This is a genomic window from Aequorivita sp. Q41 (assembly GCF_039831855.1).
In the GTDB taxonomy this organism is placed as follows: Bacteria; Bacteroidota; Bacteroidia; order Flavobacteriales; family Flavobacteriaceae; genus Aequorivita.
On sequence record NZ_JBDPMS010000002.1, the window covers coordinates 213,827 to 227,438 of the forward strand.

The 13,612-nt window shown below is 35.0% G+C and carries 10 protein-coding genes; 4 read left to right on the plus strand and 6 right to left on the minus strand.

The genetic code is table 11. The features are described from left to right. Window positions 1–13: 13 nt before the first annotated feature. The 4 genes from ABJ955_RS10405 to ABJ955_RS10420 all read right to left on the minus strand — a co-directional run bounded on the left by ABJ955_RS10405 (window position 14) and on the right by ABJ955_RS10420 (window position 6,025). The gene (locus tag ABJ955_RS10405; RefSeq protein WP_347374558.1) at window positions 14–703 is read right to left on the minus strand and encodes a TIGR00730 family Rossman fold protein; all 690 of its coding nucleotides are present in this window, start codon (window positions 701–703) and stop codon (window positions 14–16) included. Between the two features lie 56 nt (window positions 704–759). Next, the gene (uvrA, locus tag ABJ955_RS10410; RefSeq protein WP_347374559.1) at window positions 760–3,591 is read right to left on the minus strand and encodes an excinuclease ABC subunit UvrA; all 2,832 of its coding nucleotides are present in this window, start codon (window positions 3,589–3,591) and stop codon (window positions 760–762) included. 140 nt (window positions 3,592–3,731) lie between these two features. Further along, window positions 3,732–5,444, minus strand: coding sequence for a gamma-glutamyltransferase (gene ggt, locus ABJ955_RS10415; RefSeq protein WP_347374560.1), 1,713 nt, complete (start codon window positions 5,442–5,444; stop codon window positions 3,732–3,734). Then, window positions 5,441–6,025 (minus strand): acyl carrier protein phosphodiesterase, encoded by a 585-nt coding sequence (locus ABJ955_RS10420; RefSeq protein ID WP_347374561.1) that lies wholly within the window; start codon window positions 6,023–6,025, stop codon window positions 5,441–5,443. The genes ggt and ABJ955_RS10420 overlap by 4 nt, the downstream gene beginning before the upstream one ends. Before the next feature lie 158 nt (window positions 6,026–6,183). Between ABJ955_RS10420 and glmM the strand changes: the two genes are divergently transcribed. Beyond that, window positions 6,184–7,572 carry a phosphoglucosamine mutase gene (gene glmM, locus ABJ955_RS10425; RefSeq protein ID WP_347374562.1) on the plus strand — a complete coding sequence of 463 codons (1,389 nt, stop codon included), beginning with the start codon at window positions 6,184–6,186 and terminating at the stop codon, window positions 7,570–7,572. Here glmM and ABJ955_RS10430 read toward each other — a convergent pair whose 3' ends face one another. Then, a complete protein-coding gene (locus tag ABJ955_RS10430) occupies window positions 7,573–8,448 on the minus strand; it encodes a lysophospholipid acyltransferase family protein (protein ID WP_347374563.1) in 876 nt (291 codons plus the stop codon). It lies immediately after the preceding gene. 121 nt (window positions 8,449–8,569) lie between these two features. Here ABJ955_RS10430 and ABJ955_RS10435 point away from each other — a divergent pair, with 121 nt between their 5' ends. Both ABJ955_RS10435 and ABJ955_RS10440 read left to right on the plus strand, forming a co-directional pair. Further along, the gene (locus ABJ955_RS10435) at window positions 8,570–9,220 is read left to right on the plus strand and encodes a rhomboid family intramembrane serine protease (RefSeq protein WP_347374564.1); all 651 of its coding nucleotides are present in this window, start codon (window positions 8,570–8,572) and stop codon (window positions 9,218–9,220) included. Between the two features lie 18 nt (window positions 9,221–9,238). After that, a complete protein-coding gene (locus ABJ955_RS10440; protein ID WP_347374565.1) occupies window positions 9,239–9,925 on the plus strand; it encodes an SIMPL domain-containing protein in 687 nt (228 codons plus the stop codon). 70 nt (window positions 9,926–9,995) lie between these two features. Here the strand turns inward: ABJ955_RS10440 and ABJ955_RS10445 are convergent, their stop codons facing one another. Next, complete coding sequence (locus ABJ955_RS10445) at window positions 9,996–11,111, minus strand: TlpA disulfide reductase family protein (protein ID WP_347374566.1); 1,116 nt, start codon at window positions 11,109–11,111, stop codon at window positions 9,996–9,998. 134 nt (window positions 11,112–11,245) lie between these two features. Between ABJ955_RS10445 and ABJ955_RS10450 the strand changes: the two genes are divergently transcribed. Next, window positions 11,246–13,612 carry a GAF domain-containing protein gene (locus ABJ955_RS10450; RefSeq protein WP_347374567.1) on the plus strand — a complete coding sequence of 789 codons (2,367 nt, stop codon included), beginning with the start codon at window positions 11,246–11,248 and terminating at the stop codon, window positions 13,610–13,612.

Below are 13,612 nucleotides of genomic sequence, written 5' to 3' on the forward strand. Positions count from 1 at the left end.
AAATTTGGGGAATTTAAAAGTTAGGACTTAGGTTATATTCGTTGTAAAAGTCGTTTAAAATTTGCAATACTTCATCTTCGTTATCAACTAAATGCACTAAGTCTAAATCTGCTGCGCTAACATTATTATTAGCTTCCAAAAGGGTTGTTTTAATCCATTCAAAAAGACCTCCCCAGAATTCTGTTCCAACAAGAATAATTGGAAATTTATCTATTTTATGGGTTTGTATAAGGGTTAGGGCTTCAAAAAATTCATCTAAGGTTCCAAAGCCTCCAGGCATTACTACAAACCCTTGAGAATATTTTACAAACATTACTTTTCGAACAAAAAAGTAATCAAAATCAATACTTTTATCACTGTCAATATACGGGTTGTCATGTTGTTCAAAAGGCAATGTAATATTTAAACCCACAGATGTTCCGCCAGCCAAATGGGCGCCTTTATTTCCAGCTTCCATAATTCCTGGACCACCGCCAGTGATTACTCCATAGCCATTTTCAGTTATTTTTTTGGCAATACTTTCAGCCAATTGGTAATATTTATTATCTGGTTTTGTACGTGCAGATCCAAAAATTGATACACAGGGACCAATACGGCTCATTTTTTCATAGCCATTAACAAATTCCCCCATGATTTTAAAAATTGCCCAAGAGTCATTTGTTTTCACTTCATTCCAGTTTTTAGGTGCGTGTTCGTTTCTCATTAAATTTTAGTATTCAGTTTTTTGTTTTTTTACTTAGCATGGTCACTAAAGACTGCCTAAAGTAACTCTTTTTTAAGAAAGCGTGCTGTGAAACTTTTTTTGTTCGTTGCAACTTCTTCTGGAGTACCAAGCGCCATAACTTTTCCGCCTTGTTTTCCCCCTTCAGGACCTATATCTATAATATAATCTACGGTTTTAATAACGTCTAGATTGTGTTCAATAATTAGAACTGTATTTCCTTTTTCAACCAGTTTATTCAAAACAAGCATTAATACACGAATATCTTCAAAATGCAATCCTGTTGTGGGCTCGTCTAAGATATAAAAAGTATTGCCAGTATCGCGTTTTGAGAGTTCCGTAGCTAGTTTAATTCGTTGTGCTTCACCTCCAGAAAGTGTTGTAGATTGCTGGCCAAGTGTAATATAACCTAAGCCAACGTCTTGAATTGTTTTTACTTTCCGGTAGATTTTTGGAATGTTTTCAAAAAAGTCGCAAGCTTCATTTATCGTCATCTCAAGAACATCGTAAATAGATTTTCCTTTATAACGAATTTCTAAAGTTTCACGGTTAAATCGTTTTCCTTGGCAGGTTTCACATTCCACATAAACGTCTGGAAGGAAATTCATTTCAATAACACGCAAACCAGCGCCTTTACAGGTTTCACAGCGTCCGCCAGCAACATTAAAACTAAAACGCCCTGGTTTATAGCCACGAATCATAGCTTCAGAAGTCTTTGCGAAAAGATTCCGTATTTCAGAAAAAACACCAGTATACGTAGCCGGATTGCTACGTGGCGTTCTCCCGATGGGCGATTGGTTAATATCTATAACTTTATCAATATTTTCAAGCCCTTCAATTTTTTTATATGGCATTGGTTTTTTCACACCATTAAAAAAGTGAGCATTCAAAATAGGGTAGAGGGTTTCATTGATTAGAGTAGATTTCCCACTGCCTGAAACGCCTGTAACGCCAATCATTTTCCCCAAAGGAATTGTTATAGAAACATTTTTTAGATTGTTTCCTGAAGCTCCTTTTAGCGTAAGGGTTTTTCCGTTGCCTTCTCTGCGTTTCTTCGGAATTTCAATTTCTTTTCTCCCTGTAAGGTAATCTGCAGTTAGTGTATTGTGTTTTTTTATTTCTTCTGGGGTGCCTTCAGAAACAATTTCGCCACCGTGTTTTCCCGCGGCAGGACCAATGTCTATTACATAATCGGCACTTTCTATCATGTCTTTGTCGTGTTCCACCACAATTACAGAATTCCCTATTTCTTTTAACTGTTTTAAAGAAAAGATTAAACGTTCATTATCACGTTGATGTAAGCCAATACTGGGTTCATCTAAAATATAAAGCACACCAACAAGTTGTGAACCAATTTGTGTTGCTAAGCGAATTCGTTGCGCCTCTCCCCCCGAAAGTGATTTCGAACTTCTGTCTAAGGCCAAATAAGTGAGTCCAACATCTATTAAAAACTGAAGTCGAGTTCGCACTTCTTTTATAATTTCTGAAGCGATCTTTAGTTGGGTTTCTGAAAGGTCTTTTTCAAGATTTTTAAACCAGTCCGCCAACTCAACAATATCCATGTTAGCTAATTCAGCGATGTTTTTTGAATTCACTTTAAAGTAAAGTGATTCTTTACGAAGCCGTGTGCCTTCACATTCTGGACATGGAATTTTATCCATATATTCCTTCGCCCAACGTTTTAAGGAAGTAGATTCGTTGGCATCAAAAGTGTTTTGAATAAATGTAGCAACACCTTCAAAGTCTATTTTATAGCTTCGTGTGATGCCAAGTTCCTTAGAGGCTACATCAAATTTTTCATTTCCTCCGAAAAAAATAACTTCTTTGGCTTCCTTTGGAATGCTGTCAAAAGAATCACTTAATTTAAAATTGAAACGCTCAGCAATTAGCTCCAATTGCTTAAAAATCCAATTGTTTTTTTGTGGTCCATGCGCTACTAAAGCCCCTTGTTTAATAGATAGTTTCGGGTTTGGGACGAGTTTATTTAAATTTACTTCATACAGCTTTCCAAGGCCTTTACAACTTGGGCACATTCCTTTGGGCGAATTAAATGAAAAGTTGTTTGGTTCTGGATTTGGGTATGAAATTCCTGATGATGGGCACATTAAGGAGCGGCTAAAATAGCGTGCTTCATCGGTAGCATTATCAAGAACCATTAAAACGTCATCGCCGTGATACATGGCTGTATTTATTGTTTCAGAAAGGCGTTTGGCATTATCGGTTTCAGTAGCTACTTTCAACCGGTCTATTACAATTTCAATATCGTGGGTTTTGTAACGATCTACTTTCATTCCCTTTACAATATCCCGAATTTCACCATCAACACGAACTTTTAGAAAGCCTTGTTTGGCAATTTGCTCAAAAAGCTCGCGATAATGACCTTTTCGGGAACGAACCACAGGGGCGAGAATGCTAACTTTTTTGTCGGTAAAATCTTCAAGAATGAGTTTTTTAATCTGCTCATCACTATAACTAACCATTTTTTCTCCGGTATTATAGCTATATGCGTCACTTGCGCGGGCATAAAAAAGACGAAGGAAATCATAAATTTCAGTAATTGTACCAACGGTAGAACGTGGGCTTTTACTGGTAGTTTTTTGTTCAATGGCAATTACAGGAGAAAGCCCTTCAATTTTATCTACATCTGGACGCTCCAAACTTCCTAAAAACTGACGGGCATAGGCTGAAAAAGTTTCAATATAACGACGTTGCCCCTCAGCATAAATGGTATCGAACGCCAAAGAGGATTTTCCACTGCCTGAAAGTCCTGTAATTACTACTAATTTCTCTCTTGGAATACGAACGTCAATGTTCTTTAAATTATGGACGCGCGCGCCCAAAACTTCAATAAAATCCTCATTTTTTGACATAGCTTGCAAAGGTACTCAATTGATTGTAAAATAAAGAATGCATGCCATTTGTAAGCTGTTAATTTTGATGAAAAATGACTATATTTTTTATTTTTTCATAATGGAAGCAGCTTATTACTGAGAAGATAAATTCCTATACTTTAATACCCAATGGCAGTATCATCCCCACGTGGATCAGCACCGCCTTCCAATTTGCCGTTTGGAGAAATCAATATAGCATCCACACTGCCAATTTTTGGAAGTAATTTAGTATTTGTTGTATATCCTTTGGTTTCAAGTAAATTCAAAATTTCTTGTGAAAAACCTTCTTCTTCCATCATAATCATATCTGGCAACCATTGGTGGTGGAAGCGTGGCGCACTCACCGCTTCTTGTATATTCATGTTAAATTCACTTACATTTAGAAAAGTTTGCAATACCGAAGTGATAATTGTGGAACCTCCTGGAGTGCCTATAACGAGTACTAGTTTTCCGTCTTTTTCAACAATAGTAGGCGTCATTGAGCTTAACATTCTTTTTTGTGGTGCAATAGCGTTTGCTTCGCCACCGATTAAACCAAACATATTTGGTGCTCCAGGTTTGGCACTAAAATCGTCCATCTCATTGTTTAGAAAAAAGCCTAATTCCGAAATATATAGTTTCGAGCCATAGGAAGCATTTAAAGTGGTGGTAACAGAAACAGCATTCCCAAATTTATCTACAATAGAGTAATGGGTTGTTTCTAAGCTTTCATAACTACTTATTTCTCCAGGTTTTATAACTTCCGAAGGGGTTGCTTTTTCAAATGAAAAGTCTTTCATTTGCTGTGAAAGATAGCTTTTAGAAAGTAAGGAATCTGTGGGGATAGCTACAAAATCTGGGTCTCCAAGATATTCACTTCTATCCGCATAGGCGCGTTTTTCTGCTTCAACTAAAATTTGAATGTATTTTTCTGAATTATGTTCGTACTCAGAAAGAGGAAATGATTCCAACATTTTTAAAATTTGTGCAAGACAAATACCACCGCTAGAAGGTGGCGCCATTGAAATTAAATTATAGTTTTTATATTTAAAAACCATTGGTTCACGCCAAATGGCTTCATACGCATCTAGATCTATTTGGGTGATGATTCCCCCTTTCTTCTGAATGAAATCGACCATTTTTTTTCCAGTTTCCCCTGAATAAAATTCGGCTCTCCCATTTTTTGCAATTTTGGTTAGCGTAGTTGCAAGGGCCGTATTTTTTAGAGTATCACCTACATTATAAAGTTTAGTAAAAAGAGAAGATTCCCCGTTTATTTTTTCAAATTGTGCTTTAAATTCATCAAAGCGATTTTTTTGTTTTGAAGTAACTAAAAAACCTTTATTAGCGCGTTCAATTACAGGCTTAAAAAGCATTTCAATAGGAAGTGTTCCAAATTTTTCATGAACTGCAAAAATTCCGGCAATAGTTCCCGGAACACCAACCGCAAGGCCGCCTTCAGTACTTTTTTCTGGCAAAAAATTTCCTGTTTTATCCAAATACATATCGCGTGTGGCTGCTAAAGGCGCTTTTTCACGAAAGTCTAAGGAACCAATCTCGCCATATTGAGTTCTATATACCATAAATCCACCGCCACCAATATTTCCTGCATTTGGGTGTGTTAAAGCCAAAGCCATTTGGGTTGCTATCATTGCATCAAAAGCAGTGCCTCCTTTTTTTAGAATTTCAGCGCCAATTTGTGATGCTTCCTCTCTTGCTGAAACCACCATAGCACTATCGGCAACAACACTCTTTATTTCTATTTTAGATTTTTCGACTGTGGTTTTAGCTTGTGGTTTTTCTTTACATGAAAACAACAGCAGTACTATAAAGAAAGAGAATGGAAACTTCATAATTCAAGCAGTTTTTGTTGTGAGTGTTGTATTAATTCATCAAAAAAAGAAGTGAATTCGGCTTCAAATTCATCGTAATATGCTTCAAGTTCTGCAACGGCAAGATTCATCTTGGACACCCCTTTTGTGCGAATATTCATTTGCGCCAATATGGTTCCTATTCCTGCTACACTTGCATAGCTTAGTAGCCAATTATCGGCAATCATATGCGGCATCATTTTTTGAATTCTTGTAGGAAGAATGGTGAAATTATTTTTCAATAAATTATAAAAATCCTCAATGTATTCAGCTAGAGGTTGATCGGAATACTTATGCCAGTTTTTAGCTAGAAAATGATCGTATAAAATATCTACGATTACCCCGCTATAATGACTGTAGTTTTTATGAAGGCGTGCAGTGCTTTGATGTACAGTGGGATGCGAATCTGTATAGCTGTCTATGGCACGGTGTAACAAAATGCCTTTTGCTATTTTTGGAGGGTATTTCTGATAGTTTTTTCCTTTAATACCGTCGGCTATAAAATTACCAATAATAATGCTTTCGTCCTCGCCAGAAAGGTAAATATGCGCTAAAAAATTCATTCAATAAATATATGTATTTTTGTTTTGTAAATTGGATGAAATCCAAAACCTTAATGCAGTTTTAACCTTAATTATAATATAGCTGCTTATCTTCGCAGCAACGCTTTGGTAATCTATAAAATTATTAAGGCTTTATTTTTTAAATATAAATTCAAAAAATGACATTAATTAAATCTATATCAGGCATCCGCGGTACTATTGGCGGGGCTCAGGGTGATAATTTAACACCGATTGATGCGGTAAAATATGCAGCAGCTTATGGAAGCTGGGTAAAACTACAGCGGAACAAAGAAAATTATAAAGTTGTTGTAGGCCGTGATGCTAGAATCTCTGGTGAAATGATTCAACAATTAGTAATGAACACACTTGTAGGAATGGGAATTACGGTTATAGACCTTAATCTTTCAACCACACCAACGGTAGAAATGGCGGTTGCTATGGAACATGCCGATGGGGGAATAATCCTTACCGCTAGCCACAACCCAAAACAATGGAATGCATTGAAATTACTCGACAATAAAGGAGAGTTTTTAAATGCTGAAGCTGGGCAGCACATTCTTGATATTGCTGAGAATGGAACCCTAACCTTTTCTGAAGTTGATGCGTTAGGTGAAATTCATAAAAACGATGCTTATATCGATCTTCATATCGATGAAATTTTAAACCTTCCATTAGTAAATACAGCAGCTATAGAAAAATGTAAATTCAAGGTTGTTGTAGATGCGGTTAATTCAACCGGAGGGATTGCGATACCTTTACTTTTAGAGGCTTTAGGTGTTGAGACTGTAAAGTTACATTGTACGCCAAATGGTCAATTTCCTCACAATCCTGAACCTTTAAAAGAGCATTTGGGCGATTTGATGGAGCAAGTAGTTGTGGAAGGTGCAAACTTTGGAATTGTAGTAGATCCTGATGTTGACAGACTTGCTTTTGTTGATGAAAATGGGGAAATGTTTGGGGAAGAATATACCTTGGTAGCAGTAGCAGATTATGTTTTGCAAAACAAGCCTGGAAATACGGTTAGCAATATGTCCTCCTCCCGCGCTTTGCGAGATGTTACCGAAAAGCACGGCGGAACCTATACTGCCAGTGCAGTTGGTGAAGTTAATGTCGTTGAGAAAATGAAGGAAACAAACGCTGTAATTGGGGGGGAAGGAAACGGTGGAATTATCTATCCAGAGCTTCATTACGGTCGTGATAGCCTAGTAGGGGTTGCTTTATTTTTAAGCTTTCTAGCAGAAGAAAAAATTGCCGTTAGTGAACTTCGAAAAAAATATACCGCTTACTTTATGAGCAAAAAGAAGATTGCACTAACGCCACAATTGGATGTGGATGCAATTTTAAAGGCGATGGAAGCAAAATATGCTTCTGAAGAAATAAACACGGTGGATGGCGTAAAAATAGATTTCGCAGAAAACTGGGTGCATCTTCGTAAATCAAATACAGAACCCATTATTCGAATTTATACAGAAGCAAAAAGTCAAGAAGAGGCAGATGCTTTGGCGGATAGGATTATAAAAGAAATTAAAGCTGTTGCAGGAATATAATTAATTTATATTGCGAAGCTTCCAGCGTTTATGTGACCATAAATAATACTCAGGTTTTTCTTTGATTTGTTCTTCTAACGAATCAAAAAACATTCGTGTAATCTGAAAATCTGAGTATTCTTTGGGGTTATCAACCAAAGGAACAAAAGTAGCTGTATAATACCCGCGTTTTACTTTTTCAACCTTTAAATAAAGCACAGAGAAGTCTAATTTTTTTGCAAGTTCTTCCGTTCCGGTAAACATGGGTACGTCTATGCCTAAAAAAGTATCACGATGCTTAAACCCACCAAGTTTTGGAGTTTGATCTGAAAGTATATAGGTTAAAGTTTTAATTCCTTTTTTCCACTTTCTAAAAAGCACGCCTACAATTTTTTTATTGCTTACAATAATGCCTCCAAAATGTTCCCGTGTTTTTTTTACCAAGGCATCAAATTGCTTATTATCTAAGGGTTTATATACCGCATGCGCTTGGTGCTGCATCAATTTATTTAATATTCCGCTCCATTCCCAGTTGCCGTAATGCCCCGCCATGAGCAAGATGCTTCGATTGTTTTGATAATAGCTATCTAATATTTCAGCATTTGTAACTACAAAACGTTTACGGATTTCTTTTTCAGAAATAGTAAGTGCTTTTATGGTTTCAACAATAATATCACAAAGGTGTTTAAAGAAATTTTGCGCAATTCGATTTCGTTCTTCCTGTGTTTTTTCAGGAAATACTAAAGCTAGGTTATCTTTCACCACTTTTTTTCGATAGCCAATAACATAATACACCAAAAAATACAAGGCTGTAGATTTGATGTACAAAATGCGCATTGGCAAGATGGAATGCATCCAAAGAATTGGATATACCAGTATATAAAGCAATCTTTGCATAGGAATTTATACCACAAAACTAACTAATTTTATCGCAAGAATTAGAATTGTAGGTTCAAGATTCAATGATTCAATGCAATATTTTTTATTAACGTATTAATAATTAAATTTTTACAACATAATGCAAAATTTACATATCGTTACAATTATTATCATCGCAGCTAATGTTATTATTTCCTTAAAAGGCTTCAATGATTTTTCTTTTTTTGAAAAATATAAATTCAACATCGCTGGAATCCGTCGTGGAGAGCAAATTAGAATGTTTACTTCTGCTTTTCTTCATGCAGATTTTTCACATTTATTGTTCAATATGCTTACGCTCTATTTTTTCGCTAATGTAGTAATAGGAAGTGTTGGCGTTACCTATTTTGTTGTAATCTATGTGGTTAGCCTTATTATGGGTAATCTGTTGTCTTTTTATTTTCACAAAGACGAATATCATTATAGTGCTATTGGCGCCAGTGGTGCCGTGATGGGAGTTTTGTATTCTGCGATACTTTTTTTTCCAAATATGGGGCTGTATCTTTTCTTTATTCCTATCGCAATTCCTGCCTGGTTATTTGGCTTGGCATATTTGTTGTATTCTATTTATGGAATGAAAAAAAGAATGGGGAATATAGGTCATGACGCACACATTGGCGGGGCAGTTGGAGGTTATGTATTAACGCTTTTATTTGCACCGTATTTGTTTCAAACAAGTTTGTGGATTGTTGTACTACTTGCCATTCCATTAATTATTTTATTCATAATGCATAAACTAGGAAAAATTTAAAAAATCAAAAAATTGACTATGAAAACTTTAAAAACCGTATTAATTTTAGTACTAACCACAGCTACAATGATGGCACAAAACACAACACCACAACCAACGATAGATGTTAAAGGCGAGGGCATTGTTAAGGTAGTTCCAGATGAAGTTACCATTAATATTCGCGTTGAAAACACGGGCGAAAACACCAAGAAATTAAAAGAACTAAATGACGAAACGATTAGTGAAGTTCTAAAGTTTCTAAAAAAAATGAATGTTGACGATAAAGATGTGAAAACAGAATATATGAACCTCAATAAGAATTACGATTACAATACTAAAACATACACTTTTGCCGCAAATCAATCGCTTTCTATAAAATTACGTGATCTTAATAAATACGAAGCTGTAATGAAGGGGCTTATTGATACTGGAATTAACCGAATTGATGGTGTTGCATTTTCTACTTCAAAAAAAGAAGCATTAGAAAGCCAAGCTCGAAAAAAAGCTGTAGAAAATGCGCAACTGAAGGCAAAGGAATATACTTCAGTTTTAAATCAAACGATTGGAAAAGCAGTTTCAATTAGTGAGTTTTCTAGTTCTGCTGGGCCACAACCAATGTATAAAATGGCGATGATGGATTCTTCTTCGGGAGGAGGAGAACAGACCATAGCGTTGGGGGAGATTGAAATTAAAACTACCGTTACTGTTAGTTTTCTTTTAAACTAACACTAATGAATTAAAAAAAACCTCGATCTAAATTAAAGATCGAGGTTTTTTCTTTGTCTAATACTTAAGTTTATTTATCACCTAAAAGGGTTTCTAGTTTTGCTCCTAAAGCAGCTCCACGAAGGTTTTTGTCAATAATAATTCCGTTCTCATCTAATAAAAAAGTAGCAGGAATAGAACGCACACTGTATTGCTTAGCGATTGGATCTTGCCAAAACTGAAGGTTAGATACGTGATACCAGTCCATTTTATCATCTTCAATTGCTTGTATCCATTTGTCTTTTTGTGTTGCTTTATCTAGAGAAACGCTAATAATATTCAAACCTTTATCGTGGTATTTATTATACACATTCACGACATTTGGGTTTTCCATTCTACATGGCTTGCACCAAGAAGCCCAAAAATCAATGATGGTGTATTTGCCCATAGCCTCTTTTAAAGACAATGTTTCTCCAGTAGGAGTAGGAGCGCTAAAATTTGGTGCTGCACTACCTACATCTGCTTTCTTCAACGCTTCAAGGTTTGTTTTTAAGTCCTGTGCTAGATCTGATGCTGCAACTTTAGGATTTAAACCTTCAATAAGCGCTGATGCTTCAGCTGGGGTAATTTCTTTTCTGCTTGTCATTTCAGAAATAAGCATTACTGCAAAAAGCGAATTGGTATTTTCTTTTAAGAATTCTTTTTTATAAGCAGTTTCATCAGCCACCATATTTAGGTTTTCACTTTGAATTTGCGCCACTGCCCCCGTATCGTTTTGCTGTCTTGCTTCACGAAAACGCTCCATATTAACTTGTTTCTGCTTGTTAAAAACAACCATTTTGTCTATAAAGTTACTGTATGCGTCATTTTGTTTTCCCCCGGAAATACGTGAAGATTGAATGCTATCTTTATAAATAGTCGCTTTCATATCTGAGTTTTCAGGAAAAAACAATACAGAACCATTAACTTCTGCAATGCGTAAGAAATTTAAATTTACGGCATCGTTCTTAGGAAAAGTTGCAGAAAACGTACCTGCTGTAACTGTTAAAGTGTCAATTACTTTAGGCTGTTTGTTTTCAAGTGTATAAACATATATTTCTGTTCCATCTGCAAAACCTACTGCATCACCGTCCAGTTTGAAGCTATTGGTATCTTTATTGCAAGAAATTAATGAAAGTGTAAGGATTGAAGCTAAAAAGAGTCTCATAAATTATATTTTAAATTTTCGCAAAAATAGTAGTTTATTATCGCATTGCGAGATATGTGTACTTTTTTTATTTTATATTAACATAATACGGCTTTATTAAGTATTATTTTTACAAACTATCTAGTTAACATAGCATGAGTACAGAGAAAAGGGATTTCCCATTAGAAATAAAAATAGGTTTTAAAAAAGTTTTTGATGCCTATAGAGAAAAGGCGGGTAAAAGTGAAGGAGGAAATAAACAAGTCTCTGAAATTCTTGCTTTAGAAGAAAAGTATCCAATTCTTACTAGCGGAATAAGTGATTATGCTCAGCTTAAAGAGTACGAATCGGAAATAGACACTATATTAGATCCAATTTTTCCAGCAATTCTGGAAAACAATGAAATTAAATTTGCAACCATCCCATTTCAGGAACTTGCTTTTAAATGTTCTACTCGCTATAAAAATATAATGAAGGCCGTTGGGCCAGATTTTTCGTTAGACATTATAAATTTTAATGCAGATCAATTTTATATCATGGGCTGTAGTATAATTCTGTCTCAGTATTATGGTAAAAAAGTAGATTTCCGTCGTTCTTTCTATTACAATATTCCAGATTCAGATGGCTTGGTTAGAAATTATAGATTGCTTTATAATGCAGATTTTGTGGATATTCAAAAAACCTCAAAAGCGAAAGATATTACTGCTGAAGATGTAAATGAATTATTAGAAAGTTTTGAAGATGTTTCCGTATGGAAAGAAAAATTTCCACCTGAAAGCTGGGTTTTTAATGGTTTTGTTCTTGCGACACTTTCTGATGCAACGATGGATGTGTCTATTTCTGAATTTAAATCCAACTTGCTAAAGCTTGAAAATAACGGAGGTTTATACAATAATGAAATAAATAATACATTCCGTTCCATTTTTGGGTTAAAGGATTTACAAATAGGTTTTACAGATTATAACGAAGAATCGGATCTCTTTGAAAGAATACTTTACAAAGAAGTTTCAAGTTTTATTCTACATGGTGAGAAATCACAACTTAGCAAAAATGCCCTTTGTGACGCTTCCTATTATACACTCTTTAAGAAAAATGAATTTTACTGTGTAACCGATGCGGCACGTTACCATACATTGTATCCAGACAATTTGCTTTATAAGAAAATGTTGGATCAAGGTATGAAGAGCGCCATTTTTGCAGCTATCGTTCATGAGGATAGAGTTCTAGGTGTTTTAGAGCTCGTTTCTCCAAATGCAAACGACTTAAACACCATAAATGCCAATAAGCTTCGCGATATAATGCCTTTTCTAATTGATTCGGTTGTACGGGCAAAAGAGAACCTAGAAAACGAATTGGAACTTATTATCCAAGACGAATGTACTTCTATACACAGTAGTGTTCACTGGAAATTTAGAAGAGAAGCTAAACGTTATTTAAAATCAATTACAGAAGGAAATCCTACGGTTTTTCGTGAAATTGTTTTTGAAGATGTGCATCCGCTTTATGGACAAACAGATATTAAAGGTTCTTCGGAAACTAGAAATGAAGCCACAAAAAAAGATCTTATAATTCAATTAGAGTATGTTGAAAATATGCTTAAAAAACTGAACAACCACAGTCCGTTGCCAGTTTTTGAACAAATGAATTTTACGATATCAGGCTTTTTAAACGAAATTAAAGAAAACCTACAAGTAGATACCGAACGAAAGATTATGAACTTTCTTTTATCGGAAATTATCCCATTCTTTAAATATATAAGAGATAAAAATAAACTCTATAAGGGTATGGTAGATGAGTACTATGAGCTTATAGATATAAATACAGGTTTTGTTTATCAGCATCGAAAAGATTATGATGAGTCTGTAATGTTAATAAATAAAAGGCTAGCGTCTGTTTTAGATAAAAAGCAACAAGATGCGCAATTAATGTATCCACATTATTTTGAACGTTTTAAAAGCGATGGGGTAGAGCACAATCTTTATATTGGGGAATCTATTACCAAAGAAATTTCTTTTAATGAAATTTATCTTAAAAACTTAAAACTGTGGCAACTACAAGTTGTTTGTGAGATGGAAAACAGTTACTACCGTCTTAAAGAAAAACTACCAGTAGCTTTAGATGTAGCGTCTATGATTTTAGCTTTCAACGGGTCACTTTCGTTACGTTTTAGAATGGATGAAAAACGTTTTGATGTCGATGGAACCTATAATGCGCGTTATGAAGTTGTAAAAAAGCGTGTTGATAAAGCACATATAAAAGGTACTGAGGAACGGATTACACAGCCTGGAAAAATTTCAATTATCTATTCTCAAAAAGAAGATGAGGAAGAGTATGTCAAATACATCCAATTTTTACAGTTTAAAAAACTTCTTGGGGATGATATCGAGGTTCTTGAATTAGAGGACCTTCAAGGTGTTACGGGTTTAAAAGCTTTGCGTGTTAATGTTCTGTATTCAAAGAGTAGTGATAATGATAAAGAGTATTATACATACGAAGACTTAATTTCTCAAATTCAGAATTAA

Bases quoted from the DNA above. Each gene is read 5' to 3' on its own strand.
- ABJ955_RS10420 (WP_347374561.1), bottom strand. From the start codon at position 6,025: ATGAATTTTTTAGCGCATATTTACCTTTCTGGCGAGGACGAAAGCATT.
- glmM (WP_347374562.1), top strand. From the start codon at position 6,184: ATGACATTAATTAAATCTATATCAGGCATCCGCGGTACTATTGGCGGG.
- ABJ955_RS10450 (WP_347374567.1), top strand. From the start codon at position 11,246: ATGAGTACAGAGAAAAGGGATTTCCCATTAGAAATAAAAATAGGTTTT.
- ABJ955_RS10440 (WP_347374565.1), top strand. From the start codon at position 9,239: ATGAAAACTTTAAAAACCGTATTAATTTTAGTACTAACCACAGCTACA.
- ABJ955_RS10430 (WP_347374563.1), bottom strand. From the start codon at position 8,448: ATGCAAAGATTGCTTTATATACTGGTATATCCAATTCTTTGGATGCAT.
- uvrA (WP_347374559.1), bottom strand. From the start codon at position 3,591: ATGTCAAAAAATGAGGATTTTATTGAAGTTTTGGGCGCGCGCGTCCAT.
- ABJ955_RS10405 (WP_347374558.1), bottom strand. From the start codon at position 703: ATGAGAAACGAACACGCACCTAAAAACTGGAATGAAGTGAAAACAAAT.
- ggt (WP_347374560.1), bottom strand. From the start codon at position 5,444: ATGAAGTTTCCATTCTCTTTCTTTATAGTACTGCTGTTGTTTTCATGT.
- ABJ955_RS10435 (WP_347374564.1), top strand. From the start codon at position 8,570: ATGCAAAATTTACATATCGTTACAATTATTATCATCGCAGCTAATGTT.
- ABJ955_RS10445 (WP_347374566.1), bottom strand. From the start codon at position 11,111: ATGAGACTCTTTTTAGCTTCAATCCTTACACTTTCATTAATTTCTTGC.